This is a genomic window from Sphingomonas sp. 8AM (genome assembly GCF_902506455.1).
Classification (GTDB): Bacteria; Pseudomonadota; Alphaproteobacteria; order Sphingomonadales; family Sphingomonadaceae; genus Sphingomonas.
Map to the genome: position 1 here is coordinate 1,012,972 of NZ_LR733844.1, position 25,242 is coordinate 1,038,213.

The following is a 25,242-nucleotide window of genomic DNA, read 5'->3' on the forward strand; positions in this document are numbered from 1 at the left end:
GTAGGGGATCCTGCTTCTTATTCCGACCGTAGAGAAGGAGCGGGGCCCCGGATCAAGGCCGGGGCGACGAACAAGGGCAGGGCCGGGATCACTTCACCCCGCTACCGGCACCGCAAACGTCGCGCGCAATCCCGGACGGGCGTCGTCCAGTGACAGCGTGCCGCCGTGCATCCGCGCAACCGCCTCGACCAGCGGCAGTCCCAGCCCGTGACCGGGATTGTGTCGGCTCGCATCCAATCGGCCGAAGCGGCGCAGGGCGGTGGCGCGTTCCTCCGCCGGAATGCCGGGCCCGTCGTCTGCGACCGACAGCAGCAGCTGCGCCCCCGTTCCCGCCCCCGTTCCTGCCCGCGTCACCGACACCGTCACGCGCGACCCGGGCGGGCTGTGCGTCAGCGCGTTGCCGACCAGATTGAGCGCCGCCTGCGTCAGCAACTGGCGATCGCCCTCGATCACGCCCCCCTCCAGCGGCCCGATCGTCAGAACGTGTCCGCTGTCCGCCGCCGTCGCCGCCAGCGTCTCGGTCACATCACTCGCCACCGCCGCGAGCATCACGGGCTGGAACGCCGTCCGCCGCTCGCCGCCCTCGACCTCGGAGATGCGCAGGATTGCCGAGAACATTGCCAGCAGCTCGTCGCATTGCTCCAGCGTCGCTTCCAGCTCGGGGGTCGGCGTCTCGGCGACGATCAGCGCCAGCCGGCTGCGCAGTCGCGCCAGCGGGGTGCGCAGGTCGTGCGCGACATCGCCGCCGACATGCCGCAGGCTCTCGACCAGCGCCGCGATGCGGTCGAGCATCCGGTTGAAGGTCGCCGCCTGTCCCGCGAACGCGCCGCTGCCCGGCTCCACGGGCACGCGCTGCGTCAGGTCGCCGTCGATGATCGCCTCGGCGGTGCGGCGCAATTCGCCGATCCGTCGCCGCACGATCGTGCTGAACGATACCGCGCCGGCCACGACGATGACGACGATCAGCCCGAAGCCGAGCGCATAACTGCGCAGCCACACCGCCGCGAACCCCTCGACCGGCTCGGTTTCGACCAAAGTCACCAGCTGCAACCCGCCGCCCGCGTCGCGACGCTGCATCCGGAACGTCGCGGTACCGGGCAGCACGCTGTCGGCCAGCGTCGAGAAGCCGCGCGGCACCGGGCCGGACACCGTCACGTTGCCGCCCAGTCGCTTGCCGCGCGCGTCGACCAGCTCGAATCCCAGGTCGCCGGTTTCGCGCTGCGTCGACAGCGCCGATATCCGCGCGAGGATCGCGCCGGCGTTGCCGCGCAGCGACTCGTCGAGCAGGGCGCGGCTCACCTCGTCGAGGCGACGGTCGACCAGTGTCTCGATCGTGTGCCGCGACGCCGAATAGCTGGCATAGCCGGTCAGCGCGGTCGCGGCACCGAAGGCGCCGAGGAACAGCGCGGTCAGCCGCCCGAGCGACCCCATGTCACGCGCGCAGCATGTAACCGACACCGCGCTTGGTCGCGATCGGATCGTCGCCGCCGTTCGCGGTCAGCTTGCGACGTAGCAGCCGCACCTGCGCATCGACGATGTTGGTGCCCGGCTCGAAATCATAGCCCCACACGCGTTCGATCAGCATCGCGCGGGTCAGGTAGCTGCCGGCGTGTCGGACCAGCTCGGCCAGCAGCCCGAATTCGAGCCGCGTCAGGTCGAGCGGCTGGTCGGCGCGCCACGCGCGGTGCTGGCCGGGGCTGATGACGATGTCGCCGGCGCGCAACATGTCGGCATCGCCGGCGGCGGTCCAGCCGCGCGCACGCAACAGGGCGTTCAGTCGCGCCTCGATCTCGGCGGCAGGCGTCGGCTTGACGCAATAATCGTCCGCGCCCGCGGTCAGCCCGCCGATCTTCTCGGTCGAGCGCCCCAGCGCCGACAGCATCAGCACCGGCAGATTGTGTCCGGCGTCGCGCAGCCGCTCGACCACCGTGACGCCGTTCAGCTGCGGCAGCATCGAATCGAGGATCATCGCATCGAAGGCATCGCGCTCGATCGCGGTCAATGCGCTGGGCCCCGTTTCGGCAATCGTGATGTCATGATCGCGCTGCGCCAGTTCGGCCTTGAGCGCGGCGGCATATTCGACGTCGTCTTCGACGATCAGCAGCTTCATGATCGGGGTTCGCCACGTTGATGACCAGACGCCGACACTATCCGATCGGCGCACGCACTGCTATCATGCTTGCGGCGCCAAGGGCTTATCTTGCCAAAGTTTAATGTTCGCGCTGTGCTGACGGGATGAAGCCAGTGATGACGCGACCGTTCGGGACCGGGGACATGGCGGCGCGTATTCGCGCCTTCGACTGGTCGCGCACCGCGCTGGGCCCGATCGCGACATGGCCGGCGGAGCTGATGTCGACGGTCGAGACGATGCTGGCGATGCCGCGTCCGGCGACGGTGCTGTGGGGCGAGGCGTTGCTGCAACTCTATAACGACGCCTATGTCGAGGTCGCGCGCGACCGGCATCCCGGGCTGCTCGGCCGACCGGTCTTCGAGGGGTGGAGCGACGTCTACGACGAGCAGGTCGCGCAGCGGCTGGCACGGGTGCGGGCGGGCGAGGCGGTGTCGGTGACCGGGCGCGAGGTCGCGCTGCGCGACGCGTCGGGGCGCTTCGAGCGGCGCAGCTTCGACATCACGTGGATGCCGGTGCGCGATGCCGGGGGAGCGGTGGCCGGCGCATTGCAGCAGCTCGTCGAGGTGACCGATCACCGCCGCGCCACCGCGCAGTTGCGCGACAGCGAGGCGCAGCTGCGGATGATGGTGACGACCGGCAGCCACATGCTGTTCCGGATGAGTGCCGACTGGCGCTTCCTGCTGCGGCTCGAAGGGCGCGGGATGCTGCCCGACGTGTCCGTGCCGGTCGACGACTGGGTCGGGCGCTTCATCCCGGACGAGGATCGTGGCGCCGTCTTCGCGGCGGTGGCGGTCGCGCTGGACGGACCGGGGATGTTCGAGCTGGAGCACCGGGTCCGCTGTGCGAACGGTACGGTCGGCTGGGTAGCGTCGCGCGCATTGCCGGTGCTCGACGCCAGCGGGCGGGTCACCGAATGGTTCGGGACCGGGATCGACGTCACCGCGCGCCGCACCGCCGACGAGGTCGTGCGGCGCAGCGAGGAGTTGCGGCGGATCGCGCTCGACGGCGGCGGAATGGGAGCGTGGCGGGTCGATCTCGCCACGCGCGAGGTGCGCGGCGACGCGCGCTTCTTCGCGCTGCTGGGCATGCCACCCGGTGACGAGCCGCGCCCGGCTGCCGACTTCCTCGACCGGCTGTCGCCACAGGGACGCGACACGGTCAACCGCTTCGTCACGCAGCGCATCACACCGGGCGAGGAGTTCGACGGCGAGCTGGCGATCGTCGCTGGCGCCACCGCCGGGTGCTGGCTACGCTGGCGCGGACGCGCGGACGGGCCGGACACGCGCATCGTCCACGGTGTGGTCTTCGACGTGACCGGGCAGCGCGAGGCGACCGAGCGGCTGCGCGAGCGCGAGGAGCTGCTGCGGCTGTTCGGCGACGCCTCGCGCGACGCCTTGTGGATCCGCGACGCGCAGACGTTGCGCTGGCGCTACGTCACGCCGGCGTTCCGGACGATCTACGGGCGGCCGCGGCGGCTGGTGCTAAGCGGGGATCATTACCGCAACTGGCTGGCGCTGATCCTGCCGGAGGACCGCGCCGCGGTGGAGGCGGCGATCGCGCGGGTGCGGGACGGGGAGCATGTCACCGTCGATTACCGCATCCGCTACGCGGGCGACGGTGAGACGCGCTGGCTGCGCACCACCAAATTCCCGATCCGCGACGCCGACGGCCGCGTGACGCTGATCGGCGGCATTACGTCCGACGTCACCGCCTCGCGGCAGGCGCGTGCGGCGCTGACGCGCAGCGAGGAGCGATTGCGCAGCGCGGTCGAGGTCGGCGGGATCGGGCTGTGGGACTGGAACGTCGCTACCGACGAGGTCCATTGGTCTGCCGAGCATTTCCTGCTCCAAGGCTATCCGGTCGGCTCGGTCGAGCCAAGCTATGCCGCGTGGCTGGCACGCCTCCACCCCGACGACCGCGCCGAGGCCGAGACGCTGATGGCCGCGGCAATGGCGGGTGGACGCTCCTATGCGCAGGAATTCCGGGTGGTCCACCCCGATGGCGCGATCCACTGGCATTCGGCGCGCGGGCGCTTCTTCTTCGACGACGCCGGGCAGCCGGTGCGGATGGTCGGCGCGATCATCGACGTCACGGAGCGGCGCGTCTGGGCGGAGCGGCAACAGGTGTTGATCGCGGAACTGCAGCACCGCACCCGCAACCTGATCGGGGTGGTCCGCGCGCTCGCCGACAAAAGCGCACGATCGAGCCGCGACCTGCCCGAGTTTCACGCGCGGTTCGGCGACCGGTTGCAGGCGCTGGTCCGTGTGCAGGGCCTGCTGTCGCGATTGTCCGACGACGATCGCGTCACCTTCGACAATCTGCTCGAGGCCGAGATGGCCGCGCTCGACGGTGAGGCGGCAGCGGTGACGCTGATCGGGCCCAAGGGGGTGCGACTGCGCTCCTCGACGGTGCAGACGCTGGCGATGGCACTTCACGAACTGGCGACCAATGCGGTCAAATATGGCGCGCTTGGCGCGGCGGGCGGGCGGCTGGCGATCGCCTGGGAGGTCGTGGCCGGCGTGGACGAGACGCCGTGGCTGCATATCGACTGGCACGAGACGGGCGTGACGATGCCCCCGGCGGGGAGCGCACCGCTCGGGTCGGGCGACGGGCGCGAGCTGATCGAACACGCGCTGCCCTATCAGCTCGGCGCTCGAACCTCGTTCGCGCTAGGCGCCGATGGCGTTCGCTGTCGGATCGCTATCCCGATCTCGCGTCGCGCCGGCGACTGACCACGGTGCGGGATCGAGCGTCCGGCGCAGGAAGCCGATAAACGCGGTCACCGCCGCCGGCACCGCCGGCGCGCGCGGATGAAGCGCGTGGATCGCGAGATCGGACGGGCCCTGCCAGTCCGGCAGCACCGGCACGAGCCGTCCCGCCGCCAGCGCCTCGCCGACATCCCACAGCGAACGCAGCGCGATCCCGACCCCGGACAACGCGAGCTCGCGGACGATCTCGCTCGAATTGGTCCGGACGTGGCTCTGCACGTCGATCGCGACGCTGCGGCGGCCATTGACCAGTCGCCACGGCGACTGGCCGTCAGCGGCGAGCAGCCGATGCCGGGTCAGCTCCGCCGGCGTGCGCGGCGTGCCATAATCGGCAAGATAGGTCGGTGCGGCGCACAGCAGGCGTGGGCTGTCGGCCAGCCGGTGCGCGGTGAGGCCGGGCGGGATCTCACGCGCGATCCGCACCGCGACATCAACGCGCGCGGCGACCAGATCGACATTGGCATCGTCGAGGAGCAGCTCCAGCGACACGCCCGGCGCGACGCGAAGAAAGTCGTGCAGCCGCGGGGCGATGTGCAGCCGCCCGAACGAGGTCGGCGCGGAGACGCGCAGCGCGCCGGCCGGTTCGTCGCGCAGCCCGGCGACGCGCGCCTCTGCCGCAGCGACGTCGCGCAGGATCCCGACGACATCGGCGTGGAAGCGCTCGCCGGCGTCGGTCACCGCCAGCCGCCGCGTCGTGCGCTGGATCAGCCGCACGCCGAGCCGTGCCTCCAGCCGCGCCAGCCGCTTCGACGCCATCGCGGGCGAGATGCCGAGCGCGCGTGCCGCCGCGGACAGGCTGCCGGCCTCGATCACCTGCGCGAACAGCACATAATCGGGGTCGAGCATTCGTTCCCTCACGGAAAAGGTGTGTGGAACCTTTGCCGCCTACCGACAGGATCGCAAGCCGCTTATGGCTGTCGGCCAGGAGGATGTCGCTGATGACCGAGCAGTATGAGAACCGCGCCGGCCTGCAGGTCGCCACGGCGCTCGCGACCTTTATGGAAGCGCGTGCGCTACCCGGCACCGGCATGGCCGCCGACGCTTTCTGGCGCGGACTGGCCGCCCTTTATGCGCGCTTCGCTCCCGACAACGCCGCGCTGCTGCGCCGCCGCGATGCGTTGCAGGCGCAGATCGACGCGTGGCACCGCGACCGCGGAGGGCAGCCGCACGACGCCGCCGGCTACCAGGCATTTCTGCGTGAGATCGGCTATCTGGTCGCCGAGCCCGCACCGTTCACGATCGCGCCCGGGGCCGTCGACGACGAGGTGGCCCGCATCCCGGGGCCACAACTGGTCGTCCCGATCCTCAACGCGCGCTTCCTGCTCAATGCCGCCAATGCGCGGTGGGGGAGCCTCTACGATGCACTGTACGGCACCGACGCGCTGCCCGGCACGCCCGCCGGTCCGGGCTACGATCCGGCGCGCGGCGCAAAGGTAATCGAATGGGCGCGCGCGTTCCTCGACGAAGCGGTGCCGCTGGCGCAGGGCAGCTGGCGCGACTGGGCGGGGGGCATGCCCGCACTCGCCGAGCCGTCGCAGCTTGCCGGGCGAGCCGGCGACAACTGGCTGCTGCGCCGTCACGGGCTGCACATCGAACTGGTCATCGACCGCACGCACGCGATCGGTTGCCACGACCGCGCCGGGTTGGCCGACGTGCTTCTCGAAGCTGCGCTGACCACGATCTGCGATCTCGAGGATTCGGTTGCCGCGGTCGATGCTGCCGACAAGGTGGCGGCCTATGCCAACTGGCTCGGGCTGATGCGCGGCGATCTGCAAGCAACGTTCGACAAGCATGGCCGCCGCGTCACCCGTCGCCTCAACCCCGATCGCGCCTATGTCGCGCCCGACGGCGCGCGGTTCACGCTGCCGGGCCGCAGCCTGTTGTTCGTCCGCAACGTCGGAAATCTGATGACCACCCCCGCGCTGTTGCTTGCGGACGGCAGCGAGGCGCCCGAAGGCATTCTCGATGCGGTCGTCACCAGCCTGATTGCGCTCCACGATCTGCGCGGCGCGCGTCGCAACTCGCGCGCCGGCGCGATCTATATCGTCAAGCCGAAGCTGCACGGCCCCGACGAGGCGGCGTTCACCGACCGGCTGTTCGATGCGGTCGAGGATCTGCTCGGGCTGGCGCGGCACACCATCAAGGTCGGGGTGATGGACGAGGAACGCCGCACCAGCGCCAATCTCGCCGCCTGTATCCACGCGGTGCGCGAGCGCATCGTCTTCATCAACACCGGCTTTCTCGATCGCACCGGCGACGAGCTCCATACCTCGATGCAGGCCGGGGCGATGGTTCGCAAGGCGCAGATGAAAGACACGGCGTGGATCGCCGCCTATGAGGATCGCAATGTCCAGATCGGGCTGGCGTGCGGCTTTGCGGGGCGTGCGCAGATCGGCAAGGGGATGTGGACCGCGCCCGACCGGATGCGCGACATGCTCGAACAAAAGGTCGCGCATCCGATCGCCGGGGCGACCACCGCCTGGGTACCGTCACCGACCGCCGCAACGCTCCATGCCACGCATTATCACCAGGTCGCGGTGGCCGCGCGGCAGGCAGCACGCGCGGCCGAGCCGGTCGCGCCGCTCGACGCACTGCTGACGCTTCCGCTCGCCGCCGGGCAGAACTGGTCGGCGCAGGAGATTGCCGACGAGCTGGACAACAATGCGCAGGGCATCCTCGGTTATGTCGTGCGCTGGATCGATCAGGGAGTCGGCTGCTCAAAGGTGCCCGACATCCACGATGTCGGATTGATGGAGGATCGCGCGACGCTCCGCATTTCGTCGCAGCATCTCGCCAACTGGCTGCATCACGGCGTCGCCACCCGCGCGCAGGTCGAGGCGGCGTTCGCGCGCATGGCGGCGCGGGTCGACGCGCAGAACGCCGCCGATCCCGGCTACCGGTCGCTTACGCCCGACAGTCTGGCGATGCAGGCGGCGCAGGCGCTTGTCTTCGAGGGGCGGTCGCAACCGAACGGCTATACCGAGCCGCTGCTCCACCGCTATCGCCGCCGCGCCAAGTTAGCCGAATAGGGCGGTTTCCGTTCGACCTGTATCATCGTGATGGCGTCAGGAGGGTTGTTGGCCAAGAGTGGGGCGAAGCAGGGGCTGGTATGCCCCTGCAAGCGTCGCGATGACGTCCAGCGACCTTCCTGACGCAACCCCGTCGGGGCGGGCCGATGTTGCCCGTGGCGGCGTCGCTCGTCAGTCACGGGGGCATAGCCCCGCTCCCTCCTCACTCCTTGCCTCGAACCAAAACCGGTCCCGTCACGATGATGCAGATCGGTCGGGAACCGCTCTGGGGCTGATCGACATTCGACGGCAGCAAGTTGGGCGTCAGAAGCAGGGTTGGATCACGCGGGGGCGCGGAGGACGTAGAGCCGTACCGTGCGGAGCACGCGTAATCCTGTCGTTCCAAATCGCTCCAGCTGCGGCGCGCGCAACATCTCTGCGCCCTCCGCGCCTCCGCGTGAGGACGCTTTTCCCTTACGCCTTCTCATCAGCCTGAATGTCGATCGGCCCTAGGTCCAATCCCTCATCGTCCCGGCCTGATCCGGGACGCAGCTGCTTCGCGGATCGCCGCGGTTCGAAGAGTGCGCACGAATCAAGTTCGTGACGACAATTGGACAGGATCGGCGCGGTCAGCCGCATTGACGCGCGATACAATCCGCTACGGGCGTACAACGTCCTTGTCTGACAATCGGGGCTGATCCGCCCTCGATCCGTGCGCTTATTCCAGATTGCTAATACGTGGTAAATCTGCCGCTTGGCGCCAGGAACTCGCCTTTCATGAAACTGCCATGATATTGACGCTTCAATCCTCCCCGGATTATGTCTGATTAATAAACGTCGCGAACGGGATCGCGGAGCGTGGGAGAGATGCAGTGAAGGCGACGTTGAAAACCCTGTTCCGAACGGCATTGCTGACCGGAACCGCGCTGACGCCGGGGCTCGCCGCCGCGCAGGATGTATCGCTGCCGCAAGAGGCGAGCGCGGTCGCGCCGACCACGCCCGTCGCCGCCACCGGCCCTGCCGCCGACGACATCGTCGTCACCGGCGTGCGCGCCAGCCTCCGCTCGGCGCAGGCGCTCAAGCGCGATTCGGCGTCGATCCTCGACGCGGTCGTCGCCGAGGACATCGGCAAATTGCCCGACAACAACGCGTCCGAAGCGCTGGCGCGCGTCACCGGCGTACAGGTCAACCGCTCGAACGACGAAGCGAACAGCGTGCTGATCCGCGGGCTCGGCGACATCAGCACCACCTTCAACAATCGCGAGATCTTCACCGCCGAGAACCGCGGCGTCGCATTGCAGGACTTCCCGGCCGGCGCGCTTGCCGCGCTCGAGGTCTACAAGTCCGGCACCGCCGACCTGATCGAGCCGGGGCTCGCCGGGCTGGTCAACGTCCGCTCGCGTCGGCCGTTCGATTTCACCGGCTTCGAGATCGCGGGCGGCATCCGCGGCGCGTATAACGACCAGTCGGGCAAGCTTGACCCGGTCGGCAACATCCTGATCACCGATCGCTGGGATACCGGGATCGGCGAGATCGGCGCACTGGTCAATTTTGCGCTCACCCGCACCCGCTATCGCAACGCGGTCCGCTTCAACGATCAGGCGACCCGCACCGCAGCGGGTGACGCCGGCAACGCGACCGACGATCTGACCGTCACCACGCCGGGCGTCGGCACCGACTTCCGCTTCCCTAATTCGGTCGGCAATTATTTCGCGACCGGCACCCGCACGCGTCCCTCGGTCAACGGCAGCCTGCAATGGCGTCCGAGCGACCGGCTGGAGGTCTATGCCGACGGTCTGTGGCAGGCGTATCGCGGCGAACAGTCGAACGAGAACTTCACCGCGCTGCTTGAATCCGCGACGCTGGCGCTGCCGGGCCAGACCGGCACGCGCCCGACGCTCAGCAACGTCGTGCTCGACCCGAATGACCCGCGCAAGGTGCTCAGCCTCACCAAGACCGGCGGGCTCGCGCCGCAGCAGTTCCGCTCGACCTTCAACGACCGGACCGACACCTATCAGGGCGCGATCGGCTTCGTATGGAAGGGCGACCGCGCGAAGATCAGCAGCGATTACGCCTATACCTACAGCACCTATTCGCAGCTCGAATACAGTCTCGACGCGCGCTTCGCCTCGTCGCCGCAGGTCGATGTCGAGTTCGATCGCGACGGCGGTGCCTCGTTCAACTTCCCCGGCTTCGATGCGCAGAACCCCGACAATTACATCTGGCGCGGCTTCTACCAGAAGCGGTACCACGCCACCGGCGCCGGACATCAGTGGCGCACCGACCTGCAACTCGACACCGATCTGCCGCTGATCCAGCGGCTCGACTTCGGCGTCCGCTGGGTGTCGCGGACCGCCAAGCTGGAACAGGGCGACCGTTATCTCGCCACCGACGCACTCGGCATCCCGCTCGCCAGCCTGCCGACCGGCGCATTGGAGAAGGTCGAGGACGGCTTCCGCCAGCCGGCGGCGCAGTTCCGCAACTGGCTGATGCCGTCGCGCTCCGCGATCCGCTCCAATTTCGATGCGCTGCGCGCGCTGACCTATTCGGTCGGCCCGCGATTGATCGCGCGCGATCCCAACAACGTCGACCTGCGCGACAGCGTCGCCCGCTTCGGCCAGGAAGAGATCGCATTGCGCGAGGACGGCGGGTTCAGCGCGCAGGAGAGCACGTATGCGGCTTATGCAATGGCACGCTACGACTTTACGATCGCCGGAATTGAGGTTGACGGCACCGCGGGCGTTCGCGTCGTCAACAACGACGGCACCTATCGTGGCGTAACGCGGCTCAACACCGACGATGTCATCTCGTTCGTGCCGCAGGTGAACCGCCAGAATTACGTCGACGTGCTGCCGTCGTTCGGCGCGCGACTGAAGTTCACGCCGAAGTTGCAGGCGCGCCTCGCCTATACCGAGACGCGCACCCGCCCGAACTTCAGCCAGCTGAACCCGGCGTTCAACATCACCCGCAGCACCGTAACCGGCGGCGCGTTCGATGCGAGCGGCAGTGGCGGCAACCCCGATCTGGTGCCGCTGACGTCGAACAACTGGGACGCGACGCTGGAATGGTATTTCGCGCCGACCGGATCGTTCACCGCCTCGGTCTTCTACCGCGACCTGTTCGGCTTCATCAGCACCTATAGCACGATCGTGCAGGACCCGACCTACGGCCGCCTGCAAGTCTCGCGTCCCGAAAACGCGGGCTCGGGCCGCATCAAGGGCGCCGAGGCGAACTTCCAGACCTTCTTCGACTTCCTGCCCGGCCTGCTCAGCGGTTTCGGGACGCAGCTCAACGTCACCTATCTCGACGGCACCAACCAGTTGCCGTCGACGCTGGGTGAGGCGGCGCCGGTCGTGCCGATCACCGGCGTGTCGAAGTGGACGTACAATGCCACCGGCTTCTACGAAAAGGGGCCGATCTCGGCGCGGCTGTCGTACAATCGCCGCTCGGAATTCGTCGACAGCTTTACCCGCAATCCCGGCGAGGCGCAGTTCGCGGGTGTGACGGTGCGGCCGATCTCGCGGCTCGACTTCTCGGCGTCCTACACGCCGTTCGAGAACATCACGCTGACCGCCGACGTCAGCAACATCCTCGCGCAGCCGTGGCGCAACTATCGCAACTTCGCCGCCGACGCCGGCTATCCGGTCGATGTCCGCGAGGAAGGGCGCTATTACTCGCTCGGCGTCCGCTTCCGCCTCTGAGCCAACTATCGGCCCTGCGAGGGCAGGGGCGACACCCGTGGCCGGGACATCGTCGACCCGCCACAAAGACCGTCTCCCCTGCGCAGGCAGGGGTCCATGACTGTTTCGTTTGTCGAAACATCAGACACATGCTGCCCGGCTGCTGTGTCAGCCCACCCGCACGACGAAGCAGACATAGGCCCCTGCCTGCGCAGGGGCGACGGCCTGAGGGGGCACGAACCCGATCACTCTCAATCGTCGCCCCGAACTTGATCCGGGGCCCCGCTCTCTGTCGAGAGACGGCGGCTCAGAAGACGCTTACTTCTTCTTCGCCAGCAGCCCGTGCATCCCCAGCCACCGGACGTAGGAGTCGAACCAGCCGGTGCTGGTCGTCGGCTTCTGGTACATGCCGAAGCCGTGCCCGCCCTGTTCGTAGAGGTGGAACTCGACCGGCCGCTTTGCCGCGCGCCATTTGTCGACCAGCCCGATGCCGTCATTGGCGAAGAACGGATCGTCCGCTGCCAGCGCGATGAACAGCGGCGGCGCGTCCGCAGGCACGTCGACCGCGCCGAGCGGGCCGTAGATGTCGGCGACGAACGCCGGCTTCGCGTCCTGCCCGGCGAGCGTCGTCGCCATCGTCAGCATCGCGCCGGCCGAAAAGCCGATCATCCCGATCCGGTCGGGGTCGACCTTCCACTCCGCGGCGCGGCGGCGGATCAGCGCGAAGGCGGCGCGCGCGTCGGCGATCTGCGGGCCGAGCCGCGCCGTCATCGCGGTCGGATCGACGCGCGGGCGCGGTGCGGAACTGCCGAAGATCTCCGCCATCGATTTCTCGAACCCCGGCATATCGGCAGGCGTCTGGTTGAGGCGGTATTTGAGCACGAACGCGGCGACGCCGCGCTTGGCGAGCGCCCTGGCGACGTCCCAGCCTTCGTTCTCCATCGACAGCGTGCGGAACCCGCCGCCCGGCGCGACCACCACCGCCGCCCCGGTCGCGGTGCCGGGGGCGGGGAGGAACGGCGTCAACGTCGCGACCGTCACGTTGCGCGTGAAGGTGCTGCCATATTGGCGGTGCCACGCTTCCTTGTTCGGCGCATCGGGCAGCGGCCCGGTATCGAGCGTGATCGCGTCCGGCTGCGCCGGGGTCGCGATCGGCGTCATCTTGTCCTGTTGCGCCATCGCCGGCACCGCGAGCGTGCCGAGCGCGATCGCACCAAGCAGCGCCATTGACCGGACCCTTGCCTTCATCATCATTCCCTCCGTACGTGTTATCGTTATCATTTCACCGACGGCGGCGCACTCAGCGCGACACGCCGGCGTCGGTCTGAACCACCGGCTTCATCGTGCCGTCGGCATTGTAATGGAGATGCTCGACCGTCACCGCGCGCCGCCCGATCGACCCGTTCAGATCGCCGATCGCCAGTGTGGCGTTGTGGAGGAACAGGTACCAGTTCTTCTTGTACTCGACGATGCCGGGGTGGATCGTGAAGCTGTATTTGCCCGATCCGGTCAGTTCGCCGCGATAGGTCCACGGCCCCGTGATCGACGGTGCGGTGGAATAGGATATCTTCTCGTCACGATGCTTGCTGCGGTCGAGCGAGGCGTAGGTGAGGTAATAGAGTTTGCCGCGCTTGTGCAGCCACGGTCCTTCCTCGAAATGCGGCGGCGTGATTTCGGTGATCGGGCCGTCGATCTCAATCATGTTTGGCTTGAGCTTCGCGATATAACATTGCCGGTTGCCCCACGCGATCCATGTCGTTCCGTCATCGTCGGTCAGCACGGTCGGATCGATGTCTTCCCAGCTGTGCGTGCCCTTCGGCGTCATCTCGTTGGTGATCAGCGCTGCGCCCTTGGCATCGCGAAACGGCCCGGTCGGGGTATCGGACACCGCCACCGCGATCGCCTTGCCGGGGTGAGTTTTGTCGTGCTCGACCGCGGCGTAGAAATAGAATTTGCCGTTCTTCTGGATGACCTGCGACGCCCACGCATCGGCCTTGGCCCATTTGAAATCGGCGACCTTCATGATCGCGCCGTGATCGGTCCAATGTTTGAGGTCGGTGGTCGAATAGACCAGCCATTCCTTCATGTTGAACATCTCGTCACGCTGCGCTTCGTCGTGCCCGACATACAGGTACAGCCGGTCACCGACGACCAGCGGCGCAGGATCGGCGGTGAACTTGTCGCGGATGATCGGATTCGATCCGGGCGCGTCGCTCGCGCCCGCCAGCATCGCCAATGCCCCGATGGCGCACGCCACCCGCCGAAACCCGCCCATCGCTCTCTCCCGCATTTTGCGGCAAGATAGCGCTAACGTCGCGGCGCTGTCACCCCTGTCTTCAGCGAAAAACCACCGTCCGCGCGCCGTTCAGCAGCACCCGCCCGTCGAGATGCAGACGCACCGCCTCGGCGAGCACACGGCGTTCGATATCCCGGCCCTTGCGGATCAGGTCATCGGGGGTATCCGCATGACCGATCGGTTCGACATCCTGCGCGATGATCGGCCCCTCGTCGAGATCGGCGGTGACGTAATGCGCGGTCGCGCCGATCATCTTCACCCCGCGCTCGTGCGCCTGATGATAGGGTTTGGCGCCCTTGAAGCCGGGCAGGAAGCTGTGGTGGATGTTGATGCACCGGCCCGACAGCCACGCGGCCATTTCGTCGGACAGCACCTGCATATAGCGCGCGAGCACCACCAGCTCCGCATCGGTCTCCTCGACCAGCGCGCGCACCGCCGCCTCCTGCGCCGGCTTGGTGTCGCGCGTAACCGGCAGATGATGGTACGGCACCGCGCCGACGTCCACGGTCAGCGCCGCGCGCGGATGGTTGCCGACCACGCCGACCACCGCCATCGGCAACTCGCCGAGCCGCTGGCGATAGAGCAGGTCGCCGAGGCAATGGTCGAACTTTGACACCATCAACAACACGCGCGGCAGCCGCGCCTTGGGCTGAAGCGTCCAGTCCGCCCCGATCTCTGTCGCCACCGGCGTGAAGGCGGCGCGGAGCCCTGCGGCGTCGGCCCCGGCCAGCGCGAACACGACCCGCATGAGGAATCGTTCGTTCAGCCGGTCGTCGAATTGCTGCGCGTCCATGATGTCGCCGCCACGCTCGGCGAGGAAGGTCGCGACGCGCGCCACCAGCCCCGGCCGGTTGCGGCATGACAGCCGCAGCACATACAGATCGTCCATCGACCGCCCTTGCGTTTCAGTTACTGATTTCCATCAACTGCCGTCGTCGCCGGGATGACGGGAGAAGGCAGATCGCCCAAGCGCTACCGCACCCGCTCGGCGACCAACGTCTCGACCACCGACGGGTCGGCGAGCGTCGAAGTGTCGCCCAGATTGCCGGTATCGTTCTCGGCGATCTTGCGCAGGATGCGGCGCATGATCTTGCCAGAGCGCGTCTTGGGCAGGCCGGGCGCGAATTGCAGCGCATCGGGGCTGGCGATCGGCCCGATCTCATTCCGCACCCATTGCCGCAGCTCGGTCCGCAATTCCTCGGAGGGCTCGACCCCGCTGTTGAGCGTCACGAACGCATAGATGCCCTGACCCTTCACCTCGTGCGGCATCCCGACCACCGCCGCCTCGGCGACCTGCGCATGCGCGACCAGCGCCGACTCGACCTCGGCGGTGCCCATGCGGTGCCCGGAAACGTTGATGACGTCGTCGACGCGGCCGGTGATCCAGTAATAGCCATCGTCGTCGCGCCGGCACCCGTCGCCGGTGAAATACTTGCCGGGATAGGTGCTGAAATAGGTCTGGAAGAAGCGGTCGTGATCGCCCCAGACGGTGCGCATCATCCCCGGCCAGCTATCGGTGATGCACAGGTTGCCCTCGGCGGCGCCGTCCAGCACCTCGCCCTCGGCATCGACGAGCTGCGGCTGCACGCCGGGCAGCGGTTTGGTCGCGGAGCCCGGCTTGAGATCGGTCGCATAGGGCAGGGGGGAGATCAGGATGCCGCCGGTCTCGGTCTGCCACCAGGTATCGACGATCGGGCAGCGCCCGCCGCCGACGACGCGGTGATACCAGTTCCACGCCTCCGGGTTGATCGGCTCGCCGACCGATCCGAGCAGCCGCAGCGACCCGCGATCGTGACGCGTCACCCAATCGTCGCCCTCGCGCATCAGCGCGCGGATCGCGGTTGGCGCGGTATAGAGGATGTTGACCCCCAGCCGGTCGATCGTCTCCCACAGCCGCCCGTGATCGGGGTAATTGGGGACGCCATCGAACATCACCGTCGTAGCGCCGTTCGCGAGCGGGCCATAGACGACATAGCTGTGCCCGGTGACCCAGCCGATATCGGCGGTGCACCAATAGATTTCGCCCTCGCGATAATCGAACACGTCCTTGAAGGTCTTGGTCACCCACAGCAGGTATCCGCCGGTGGTGTGGAGCACCCCCTTCGGCTTGCCGGTCGACCCCGAGGTGTAGAGGATGAACAAGGGGTCCTCGGCGTTCATCGGCTCGGGCGCGCACGCGTCGCTCACCCCTTCCAGCGCATCGTGCAGCCAGATGTCGCGGCCCTCGGTCATCGCCACGTCACCGCCGGTGCGCCGGATGACGAGCACATGCTCGACGCTCGGGCAGCGCGCGACCGCCTTGTCGACATTGGCCTTCAGCGGAATGCGCTTCCCCCCGCGACAGCCTTCGTCGGCGCAGATCACCAACGTCGAATCGCAATCCTGGATGCGGTTGGCGAGGCTGTCGGGGGAGAAGCCGCCGAACACGATCGAGTGGATCGCGCCGATCCGCGTGCACGCGAGCATCGCCGCCGCCGCCTCCGCGATCATCGGCAGGTACAGCGTCACCCGGTCGCCCTTCCTGACGCCCAGCGATTTGAGAACGTTGGCGAAGCGGCACATGTCGCGGTGCAGCTCGCGATACGTCAGCGTCTTCGTCTCGCCGGGCTCGTCGCCTTCCCAGATGATCGCGACCTGATCGCCACGCGTCTCCAGATGGCGGTCGACGCAATTGGCGGAAACGTTGAGCACGCCGTCCGCGAACCAGCGGATGCGGAAGTCGGCCTCGTCGAACGACGTGTCCTTGACGTGCGTGAACGGCGCAATCCAGTCGAGCCGCTGCGCTTCCTCGCGCCAATAGGCGTCGGGATCGGCGACCGAGCGTTGCCACGCCGCATCGGCACCGGTGCGATCGATGCTGTCGGGGGTGCCCGCCGGGGCCGGGTAGACGCTATCGCTCATGCCACTCTCCTATGCGGATGCCGATGCCGCGTAGGGGTGGGATGGGTCAAGACATCGACACCTAGCCAGCGCCGAATTGCTGTCCTATAGCGCCGCCGGTCGCACGCGCGGGCGTGGCGAAATGGTAGACGCAGCAGACTCAAAATCTGCCGTAGCAATACATGTCGGTTCGAGTCCGACCGCCCGCACCACCCCAAAACAAAGACGCCGGTCGCCCCTGCGAAGGCAGGGGCCCATGTCTGTTCAGTTCGTCGAGCCGGTGGTCACGGACCCGGCGACGCATGTGTCAGGCCTCTCACCCGGACGAAGCAGCGATAGGCCCCTGCCTCCGCAGGGGCACGGCGACAGGACTACCGCCGATCTGCCCCAAGTCCGTCGCCCCTGCGCAGGCGGGGGCCCATGACTGTTTAGTTTGTCGAGCCGATCGTCACGGGCCCGGCGACGCATGTGTCAGGCCTCCCACCCGGACGACACAAAGATAGGCCCCTGCCTCCGCAGGGGCGACGGTGGGTTGGTCCGCGGACACCCGCCCCAAGTCCGTCGCCCCTGCGAAGGCAGGTGCCCATGTCTGCGTCGCGCTGCGCGGCGGTGGTCATGTGAGGGGCGGGGTATGTGTCAGCCCATCCTCCGTCATTGCTTCGCTACGCCCGCAATGACGATGAGGGAAACCTAGGCGATCCCCAGATCCCCCGGCCCGAACGCATCGGGCAGCAACTCGCTCAGCCGGTAGCTCGCGACTGCCTCGCCCTCGGCGCCCGCGCAATGCACCGCCAGATCGCGCCCGCCGAGCTGCGCCGCCTCGTTGAGGACCTGCCGGCAGCGTCCGCACGGCCGCACCGGTTCATCGCCGGTCGCGTGACCCTCGGCGTCCATCGCCCCGCCGATCACCCCCACCGCGACAACCTCCCGCAACCGCCCCTGCGCGGAGACGGTCGCGATCGCCACCGTCTCCGCGCACAGCGACAGGCCGTAGCTGGCGTTCTCGACATTCGCGCCGGTCACCACGCTGCCATCGGTCAGCAGCACCGCCGCGCCGACCGCGAAGCGCGAGTAAGGCGCATGGGCATGGCGCGCCGCGGCGCGGGCGGCGGCGATCAGCCGGATCGCGTCACTCATCGTCGAAGGCTCCTTGCACGGTCACGTCCCAATTGACGGGACCGTCGACCCCGTCGACGCCACGCATGTCACTGGCGCGCCACACGGACCACGGCCGCGAGCCATAGCCCGGCTTCAGGAAATTGCCCATCGCCCACCATTTGCGGTCGAGCGCCTCGGTCAGCCGGTAATCGTCCTCGACGCGGCTCGAAATGCGCAGCATCACCGGCTTGCCCATATGCGCCTCGATCCGCTCGATCATCGCGCGCACGCCCGTCACCAGTGCGGCGCGCCCAGGACGATCCGGGCAGGTCTCGTCGTAATCGAAGGCGATCGCGGCGGGCAGCGCCTTCAGGTCGCGCGGGACGACGGTGTTGAACACGTCGCCCTGCACGCGCGGCGACTGGCAGAAGGAGAAGACGTGCACCGCGCCGCGCTTCATCCCTACCCGCGCCATCGCATCCCAGTTCGCCTGAAAGTTGCGGTCGCGCGTCGTGGCACCGACCGTCGCCACCGCATAGCCGAAGCGTGCGCCTGACGCACCCTTGAGCACCGGCCAGACGATCGTGCCCGTATTTTCGGACACATCGACGCCCTGCAGCGGGTATTTCTCGCCCCCCGGCCCCCAGCGCACCGCGAGCCGCCACCCCGCCACGCCGGCCAGCGCCAACGCCGCCAGAACCAGCACGAGCCGTCCCAAACCCCACATAATCAGTAACTCAAGCCTTGATGTGCAGGACGCAAATCAGCGTGAACAGCCGCCGCGCCGTGTCGAAATCGATAGCGATCTTGCCGTCCAGCCGCTCGCGGAGCAGCTCCGCCGCCTCGTTGTGAATCCCCCGCCGCGCCATGTCGACGGTCTCGATCTGCGCGGGCGTCGATTGGCGGATCGCCTGGAAGTAACTGTCGCAAATCGCGAAATAGTCGCGGATCGGTCGCCGGAAGCGCGCCAGCCCCAGCACCAGCGTCTCCAGCGGCGTGCCGTCCTCGCGCGCGATATGGATCGCCAGCCGCCCTTCCTCGACGCCCAGCTTCACCCGGTACGGTCCGGCATAGCCGTCGGACTGTTCGCGTTGCGGCGCGAAATGATTGTCCTCGATCAGATCGAAGATCGCGATCCGCCGTTCCTGCTCGATATCCGCCGAGCGCCACAGGATCGTGCGCTCGTCGAGTTCGATGTCGATGATCCGCGGATCGGCCATCCGTGTCCCGTTAAAGCCGAAGTCGCGCCGCGACAACGCCGATCCCCGGTTATGTGACCGGGCTCGATCCGCTATAGCCGGGGAAATGGCGACTCTGGCATTCCCGCAACCGGCCTCGGCCGAACCCGTTCACCTGCCCCGCAACGTCGAGGCCGAGGCCGCGATGCTCGGCGCGATGATGATCGACAACCGGCTGGCCGACGACATCGTCGACCGGCTGGAGCCGATGCACTTCTACGAGCCGGTGCACGGCCGCATCTTCGCCGCGATCAAGTCGCTGCGATCGCAGGACATGCTCGCCACGCCCGTCACGCTGCGCCCGATGTTCGAGGCGGACGAGGGCATCAAGGAGCTGGGCGGGGTCGCCTATCTCGCCAGCCTGACGGGCTCGGGCGCGGGGCTGATCGGCGCGCGGCAGTTCGCCACTCAGATCTATGATCTGGCGATGCTGCGCACGCTCGTCTCGGTCGGCCACTCGATGGTCGATCGCGCGATGGACACCAGCGAGGAGGTCAACCCCCGCGCCCAGATCGAGGCTGCCGAAGAAGAGCTGTACCGCGTCGCCGCGGACGGCGGGGCCGAGAACAGCGTCAAGAGTTTCGCGCAGGCCAGCACGATGGCGGTCAAGATGGCCGAGAAGGCGCTCAACTGGGGCGGTAATCTCAGCGGCGTCACCACCGGGCTCGACTCGATCAACTCCAAGATCGGCGGTATGCACCACAGCGATCTCATGATCCTCGCCGGCCGTCCCGGCATGGGCAAGACGTCGCTGGCCACCAACATCGCCTTCAACGCCGCGCAACGCTGGATGCGCGACATGCGCGACGGGATCCCGCCGTCGAAGTCGGTCGGCGCGAAGGTTGCCTTCTTCAGCCTCGAAATGAGCGCCGACCAGCTCGCGACGCGTATCCTCGCCGAACAGTCGCGGATCAGTTCCGAGGCGTTGCGCATGGGCAAGATCAGCAAGGCCGAGTTCGAGCAGCTCGCGGCGGCGGCGGCCGAGCTGGAGAATCTGCCGTTCTTCATCGACGATACCGGCGGCCTGACGATCGCCTCGCTCCATACCCGCGTCCGCCGGCTCCAGCGGCGGCACAATAACGAGATCGGGCTGGTCGTCGTCGACTACCTCCAGCTGCTGACCGGATCGGGCAAGGGCGATGGCAACCGCGTGCAGGAAATCTCGGAGATCTCGCGCGGGCTCAAGACGCTGGCGAAGGACATGAACGTGCCCGTGCTGGCGCTGTCGCAGCTCAGCCGCGCGGTCGAAAGCCGCGAGGACAAGCGCCCGATGCTGTCGGATTTGCGCGAATCGGGCTCGATCGAGCAGGACGCCGACATGGTGTGGTTCGTGTTCCGCGAGGATTATTACACCGCGCAGCGCGAGCCCAAGCGCCCGATGGAGGGCGACGAGGCCAAGGTGTTCGAGGATCACGCGCGCTGGGCCGCGGATATGGAGCGCGTCTACGGCCTCGCCGAGCTGATCGTCGCCAAGCAGCGCCACGGCGCGACCGGCAAGGTGGTGCTCAAATTCGACCCGACGATCACGCGCTTCTCGGATTATGCGGGCTTCTAGGGCCGATCGACATACGAGGGTTCTTATGACGGTTCGGCCTGATTCCTGATCGACCGCCTCCCTCCTCCGTCGCTCCGGACTTGATCCGGGATGACGGACGAGGGCGGGTGCTCGTGGAACGTCGATCTGGCCTGGGAGCACCAACGCGCCGATTGCCTGCCGTCGCCCGAACTCGCTCACGGCCCGGCCTCCTGTCGACGGCCGTGCCGAGCGGAACCATGTCTCGCTCGGGGTGACGAGAGGGCAGCGGACGGAAACCAAGCGCGTTCATCCCGCTTCCTGGCACAGCGGCCACGATGGGCCAGATTACCGCTTCGCTAACGCATATCATCGCAGACCTGACGGGCCCGATCGCGCAAGAGCGGTCGTGCGCCGCCGGGGGGCGGCCCTGATGGGGATCGAGATGAAGACGATGTGGACGGTCGCGGTTGTGGCCGGGCTGATGCTGGGCGCAGCCCCGGCAGGTGCGCAGAACGCCGACGGCGGCGCGCATGTCCGCGCGGCGGTAACCGCGGGGACGATGGGGGTCGGACCGGAAGTGGGAGTGCGCTTCAACGATCACCTCGGCGTGCGCGCCGCGGCGGGGTTCCTGAGCGGCACCGGGCACGCCGAGTCGGACGGCAACAAATACGACGCCACGCTACGCCTGCAATCCTATGGCGCGATGGCCGACGTCCATCCGTTCGGCGGCGCGTTCCGCCTGTCGGCCGGCGCGCGGATCAACCGTAACCGCGTCGATCTGGAGCTGACCCCGAGCGGCGAAGTGCTCGTGGGCGACGAGGAATATACCGCGGCCGAGATCGGTCGCATCATCGGTCGCGCCGCGCCTCAGAAGGTCGCGCCGGCGCTGTCGCTCGGCTGGGCGGGGCAGAACCGCCGCGGCTTCTACTTCGGCGCCGAGCTGGGCGTGCTGTTCCAGGGCGCGTTCAAGCTGGAGCAGTTCCGCTCGACCGGCTCGCTGAGCGACGATCCCGACTTCAAGGCCGCGCTGGAGCGCGAGCGCGTGTCGCTCCAGAAGGATGTCGACAAGGTCAAGGTCTGGCCGATCGCGCAAGTGGCGCTCGGCTGGCGGATCTGACCGTTCGGTCGCGCCGCGGCGCTTCGGCGGGGTTCTTCTTCCGTCATTCCGGATCGCGTTCGGGACGACGGGAGGAGGCAGGTGCGTATCAGATGTCGATCCGGCGTAGAGCGTCGGATCGTCACCGCGGCCGATAGGCGATCCGCGCCGCGCCCTCGGCGCGCACCGGCAGGAACAGGCCTGCGCCGGTCACCTGCAGCCGGCCGGTCGAGACGCGCGTCACGTCGGTCGACAGGAAGAAATCGCCTTCCTGCCGTGCACCGATCGCGGCCTGTGCCTTGGCCAGGACCTGCTGGTAATCGGGCGCGAAATCGTGCTGCAACGCCAGCGCCACCGCCTGCTGAACCTGCGTCGCGTCGAGCAGGCTGACGATCAGGTCGACCGCATCCGAATCGGTATCCGCCGCGAGCTGCACGTCGCGCGCGCGCACCAGTTGCGAATTCTCCTCGTTATAGGGCTGCGCCGTCAGCCATGCCTCGCCGCTGGTCGCCGGAAAGCGGCGGTCGCGCGGCATCACGCGCGCGGTGACGCCCACCGCCAGCCGGTTGTTGGCTGTGGCATAGACCGTCACCTTGCCGAACGCGACATCGACCGGCCCGACACCGGTCAGCGAGATGCCTCTGGCGGCCAGCTTGCGCAGCGTGCGCAGCACGACCGGTTCGAGCTGCGCGAAATCGGCGAGCACCGGGATGAAGAAGCGCAAGCCTGGCTTTCCCGCCACGCGCGACGGCGGGGGAAGCGGGGCTGGCGTCGGGTCCGCCGGGCGCTTGCCGACGAACGTCTGCGTCAGCGCCTCGGCCGCCAGCGTCAATTGTAGCTCGCGCCCGGCGATCCGGTAACCGCCGACCCCCAACGCGCGCGGCATGACGCGCATCCACGCCGGGGGATTGCGCTTGCTGAGTTCGAGGACCGTAAAGCCGTGTTGCCATGCCCCCGCCAATTGCGTGCGCAGGTCGAGCTTCGCCACCTCGTCGGGCAGATCGCGCTCCAGCCTGGCGACCACGCGCTTCAGCTTCTGATCGGCACGGCTGGTGAAAGTGATCCGTTGCCCGGCGATCTCGATCCCCGGCGGCTCGCGCCAGTCATAGGCGAGGTCGAGCGTGGCGCGCGGCTGCCAGTTCCCGACGATCGCCAGCTTGCCGGTGGCGTGGACCAGCGCCCGGGCAGTCACCGTCTCGCCCAGCACCCCGCCGATGTCGCGGACGTGGATGACGGCGGAAACGGGCATGGTGATGTCGAGCCGCTCGCCGCGGCCTGCGACACGGATCGCGCCGCGGGTCACTTGCCCGACGAGCCGGCAGCCCAGGTCGGGGGTCACCTTCACCTTGCCGATCCCGAGATTGACGCGCTTGCCCTTGACGCACTTGTCGCGATGTTCGTCGATCGTCCACAACGTCTTGGGCGTGCGCTTGTCGAGCCCGCGTTCGAGCTGGTCGAGCCGTGCGGTCACCGGCACGACGATCGTCGAGGTCTGATCGGGGAAGGGCGCGATCACGCTTTCGACACGCGGCGGCGCAGGGGAGGGCTCATGCCGCGCGCATCCCGCGGCGAGCAGCACGAAAATGAGCAACACGCGCCGCACGCCGGTCTCCGACCCCTGAGTGACGTTACCAATCCGTAACGACCGGTTTTGATCCATGTTACCGTTTGTCATTACCGGCGTAGCGAAGCAATCCAGGGCGTGCTGATCCGGCCCTCAATAGCTTCGCTACGTTCGCAGTGACGGTGGAGCTTTGAGCCCTAGAACAGCAACGTCGTCGAATAGACCAGTGCACCGACGACGGCCGACGCGGGAATGGTGATGACCCATGCCACGACGACGTTCTTCGCGACGCCCCAGCGCACCGCCGAAGCACGCCGCGATACGCCCGCACCGATGATCGATCCGGTGATCGTATGGGTCGTCGACACCGGAATGCCCAGCGTCGAGGCGCTGAACACCACGATCGACCCGGCCAGCGAGGCGCTGAACCCCTGATGCTGCGACAGCCGCGTGATCCGCGAGCCCATCGTCTCGATGATCCGCCAGCCGCCGGTCATCGTGCCGAGCGCGATCGCAATATAGCAACTGATCGCCACCCAGTGCGGCACCTCGAACGGCCCGGTCAAATAGCCGGTCGAATAGAGCAGGACGGTGATGATCCCCATCGTCTTCTGCGCGTCGTTGAGCCCGTGGCTCAGCGAATAGGCCGCCGAGGAGGCCAGATGCAGCGCGCGGAAGCTGCGTTCCGCCTGCGGGGCGGTCGAGCGGCGCAGCGCCCAGCTCGACAGCAGCATCACCGCCATCGCCAGGAACATGCCGATCACCGGCGACAGCACGATCGCCAGCAGCGTCTTGTTGAGCCCGGCCCATTTCACACCGGTCATCCCGGCGTGCGCCACGCCCGCGCCGATCAGCCCGCCGACCAGTGCATGGCTGCTCGATGAGGGAATGCCCTTGAGCCAGGTGATGACGTTCCACGACATCGCCCCGCCCAGCGCGCCGAAGATCACCGCGGGGGTGATGACGTCCTTGTCGATAAGGCCCTTGCCGATCGTCTCGGCGACGGCATGTAGGCTCGGGAAAGCAAGCGTCAGGAAATAGGCGGCGAAGTTGAAGAAGGCAGCGAACAGGACCGCCTGCACCGGCGACAGCAGCCGCGTCGCGACCACCGTTGCGATCGAATTGGCGGCGTCGTGCAGCCCGTTGAGATAGTCGAACGCGAGTGCGACCAGGATCAGGCCGACCAGCAACGGAAAGGCGAGTTCGTGCATGGGTGCGTCGACCGGGCGTCAGGCGTGGTCGATGACGATGCCGTCGATCTCGTCGGCGACATCCTCGAAGGCATCGAGGATCCGCTCCAGATGCTTGTAGATTTCACGCTCGACAACGAAACGCAGCGTGTCGTTCTTGCCATATTGCTCCAGCGAGCGGCGCAGTCCGGCGGCGTGGCAATCGTCGGCGCGGCCTTCCAGCCGGATCAGCTGCTCGGTCAGTTCGTGCAGACGCGGGCCGTTGCGGCTGACGTCGCGCAGCAGCGGCATCGCCTCGACCGCCAGCCCGGCGGCATCGACCGCCGCCTGCGCCATCTCGCGCATCTCGGGGGCATATTCGGTCAGTCCGTACAGGTCGATCGCCGAGGCGGCGGCGTACATTTCGTCGATCGTGTCGTCCAGCGCGCCGATCAGCGCAGTGATCGCGCCACGATCGAACGGCGTCAGAAACGTCGCGCGGACGCTTTTCAGCACGTCGCGCGTGATCTCATCGGCCTCATTCTCGCGCTTGTTGATCTCCACGAGCAGCGCGGGCCGTTCCGGCCCGCCCTCCAGCAGCTTCGCAGTGGCGCGCGCGGCGGCCAGGCCGATTGCGGCATGTCCTTCGAATTGCTCGAAGAAATTGCCGGTCTTCGGCAACAGTCGCTGGAACCAGGCGAACATCAAACTCCATCCCGAACGTTTTGCAAGAATAGACGCGCCGCCCCAAGCACGAACGTGCCGGGACGCCAAGCCGGCCCGTGCACGTCATGTAAG

At 67.7% G+C, this 25,242-nt stretch carries 18 protein-coding genes and 1 tRNA gene; 6 read left to right on the top strand and 13 right to left on the bottom strand.

Going from position 1 to position 25,242, the window contains the following annotated elements:
• Positions 1–93: 93 nt before the first annotated feature.
• Together BACI71_RS05100 and BACI71_RS05105 are read right to left on the bottom strand one after the other, a co-directional pair.
• Positions 94–1,431, bottom strand: coding sequence for a sensor histidine kinase (locus tag BACI71_RS05100; protein ID WP_159755891.1), 1,338 nt, complete (start codon positions 1,429–1,431; stop codon positions 94–96).
• A gap of 1 nt (position 1,432) precedes the next feature.
• Positions 1,433–2,110, bottom strand: coding sequence for a response regulator transcription factor (locus BACI71_RS05105; protein WP_159755895.1), 678 nt, complete (start codon positions 2,108–2,110; stop codon positions 1,433–1,435).
• 137 nt (positions 2,111–2,247) lie between these two features.
• Here BACI71_RS05105 and BACI71_RS05110 point away from each other — a divergent pair, with 137 nt between their 5' ends.
• Complete coding sequence (locus BACI71_RS05110; protein ID WP_159755898.1) at positions 2,248–4,863, top strand: PAS domain-containing protein; 2,616 nt, start codon at positions 2,248–2,250, stop codon at positions 4,861–4,863.
• On the opposite strand, the gene BACI71_RS05115 is transcribed toward BACI71_RS05110, so the two are convergent.
• Positions 4,801–5,745 carry a LysR family transcriptional regulator gene (locus BACI71_RS05115; RefSeq protein WP_159755901.1) on the bottom strand — a complete coding sequence of 315 codons (945 nt, stop codon included), beginning with the start codon at positions 5,743–5,745 and terminating at the stop codon, positions 4,801–4,803. The two genes, BACI71_RS05110 and BACI71_RS05115, sit on opposite strands and share 63 nt — an antisense overlap.
• Before the next feature lie 83 nt (positions 5,746–5,828).
• Here BACI71_RS05115 and BACI71_RS05120 point away from each other — a divergent pair, with 83 nt between their 5' ends.
• Together BACI71_RS05120 and BACI71_RS05125 are read left to right on the top strand one after the other, a co-directional pair.
• A complete protein-coding gene (locus BACI71_RS05120) occupies positions 5,829–7,928 on the top strand; it encodes a malate synthase G (RefSeq protein ID WP_443018450.1) in 2,100 nt (699 codons plus the stop codon).
• Positions 7,929–8,791: 863 nt separating this feature from the next.
• Complete coding sequence (locus BACI71_RS05125; protein ID WP_159755907.1) at positions 8,792–11,608, top strand: TonB-dependent receptor; 2,817 nt, start codon at positions 8,792–8,794, stop codon at positions 11,606–11,608.
• Between the two features lie 297 nt (positions 11,609–11,905).
• Here BACI71_RS05125 and BACI71_RS05130 read toward each other — a convergent pair whose 3' ends face one another.
• The 4 genes from BACI71_RS05130 to acs all read right to left on the bottom strand — a co-directional run bounded on the left by BACI71_RS05130 (position 11,906) and on the right by acs (position 16,784).
• Positions 11,906–12,814, bottom strand: coding sequence for an alpha/beta hydrolase (locus BACI71_RS05130; RefSeq protein ID WP_443018495.1), 909 nt, complete (start codon positions 12,812–12,814; stop codon positions 11,906–11,908).
• A 73-nt stretch (positions 12,815–12,887) separates the two neighbouring features.
• Positions 12,888–13,862, bottom strand: coding sequence for a glycoside hydrolase family 43 protein (locus BACI71_RS05135; RefSeq protein WP_159755913.1), 975 nt, complete (start codon positions 13,860–13,862; stop codon positions 12,888–12,890).
• Between the two features lie 61 nt (positions 13,863–13,923).
• The gene (gene purU / locus BACI71_RS05140) at positions 13,924–14,772 is read right to left on the bottom strand and encodes a formyltetrahydrofolate deformylase (protein ID WP_159755916.1); all 849 of its coding nucleotides are present in this window, start codon (positions 14,770–14,772) and stop codon (positions 13,924–13,926) included.
• 83 nt (positions 14,773–14,855) lie between these two features.
• Positions 14,856–16,784, bottom strand: coding sequence for an acetate--CoA ligase (gene acs, locus BACI71_RS05145; RefSeq protein ID WP_159755919.1), 1,929 nt, complete (start codon positions 16,782–16,784; stop codon positions 14,856–14,858).
• 107 nt (positions 16,785–16,891) lie between these two features.
• On the opposite strand from acs, the gene BACI71_RS05150 reads away from it, so the two are divergent.
• Positions 16,892–16,975, top strand: a tRNA-Leu gene (locus BACI71_RS05150).
• Between the two features lie 478 nt (positions 16,976–17,453).
• Here the strand turns inward: BACI71_RS05150 and BACI71_RS05155 are convergent.
• Genes BACI71_RS05155 through BACI71_RS05165 form a run of 3 tightly spaced genes read right to left on the bottom strand, consistent with a single transcriptional unit; the run spans position 17,454 to position 19,081 of the window.
• A complete protein-coding gene (locus BACI71_RS05155) occupies positions 17,454–17,900 on the bottom strand; it encodes a cytidine deaminase (protein WP_159755922.1) in 447 nt (148 codons plus the stop codon).
• A complete protein-coding gene (locus tag BACI71_RS05160; RefSeq protein WP_236552820.1) occupies positions 17,893–18,567 on the bottom strand; it encodes a glycoside hydrolase family 25 protein in 675 nt (224 codons plus the stop codon). Before BACI71_RS05160 ends, BACI71_RS05155 begins: the two co-directional genes overlap by 8 nt.
• Before the next feature lie 31 nt (positions 18,568–18,598).
• On the bottom strand, positions 18,599–19,081 hold the full coding sequence (locus tag BACI71_RS05165; RefSeq protein ID WP_159755928.1) for a UPF0262 family protein: 483 nt from the start codon (positions 19,079–19,081) through the stop codon (positions 18,599–18,601).
• A gap of 85 nt (positions 19,082–19,166) precedes the next feature.
• On the opposite strand from BACI71_RS05165, the gene BACI71_RS05170 reads away from it, so the two are divergent.
• Together BACI71_RS05170 and BACI71_RS05175 are read left to right on the top strand one after the other, a co-directional pair.
• On the top strand, positions 19,167–20,654 hold the full coding sequence (locus BACI71_RS05170; protein WP_159755931.1) for a replicative DNA helicase: 1,488 nt from the start codon (positions 19,167–19,169) through the stop codon (positions 20,652–20,654).
• A 391-nt stretch (positions 20,655–21,045) separates the two neighbouring features.
• Positions 21,046–21,732 carry a hypothetical protein gene (locus BACI71_RS05175; RefSeq protein WP_159755934.1) on the top strand — a complete coding sequence of 229 codons (687 nt, stop codon included), beginning with the start codon at positions 21,046–21,048 and terminating at the stop codon, positions 21,730–21,732.
• 121 nt (positions 21,733–21,853) lie between these two features.
• On the opposite strand, the gene BACI71_RS05180 is transcribed toward BACI71_RS05175, so the two are convergent.
• The 3 genes from BACI71_RS05180 to BACI71_RS05190 form a co-directional block, all read right to left on the bottom strand.
• Complete coding sequence (locus tag BACI71_RS05180) at positions 21,854–23,305, bottom strand: DUF4403 family protein (protein WP_236552821.1); 1,452 nt, start codon at positions 23,303–23,305, stop codon at positions 21,854–21,856.
• A gap of 167 nt (positions 23,306–23,472) precedes the next feature.
• Positions 23,473–24,486 carry an inorganic phosphate transporter gene (locus BACI71_RS05185; protein WP_159755940.1) on the bottom strand — a complete coding sequence of 338 codons (1,014 nt, stop codon included), beginning with the start codon at positions 24,484–24,486 and terminating at the stop codon, positions 23,473–23,475.
• Positions 24,487–24,504: 18 nt separating this feature from the next.
• Positions 24,505–25,149, bottom strand: a complete 645-nt coding sequence (locus BACI71_RS05190) for a DUF47 domain-containing protein (RefSeq protein ID WP_159755943.1) — start codon at positions 25,147–25,149, stop codon at positions 24,505–24,507.
• Between the last annotated feature and the right edge of the window lie 93 nt (positions 25,150–25,242).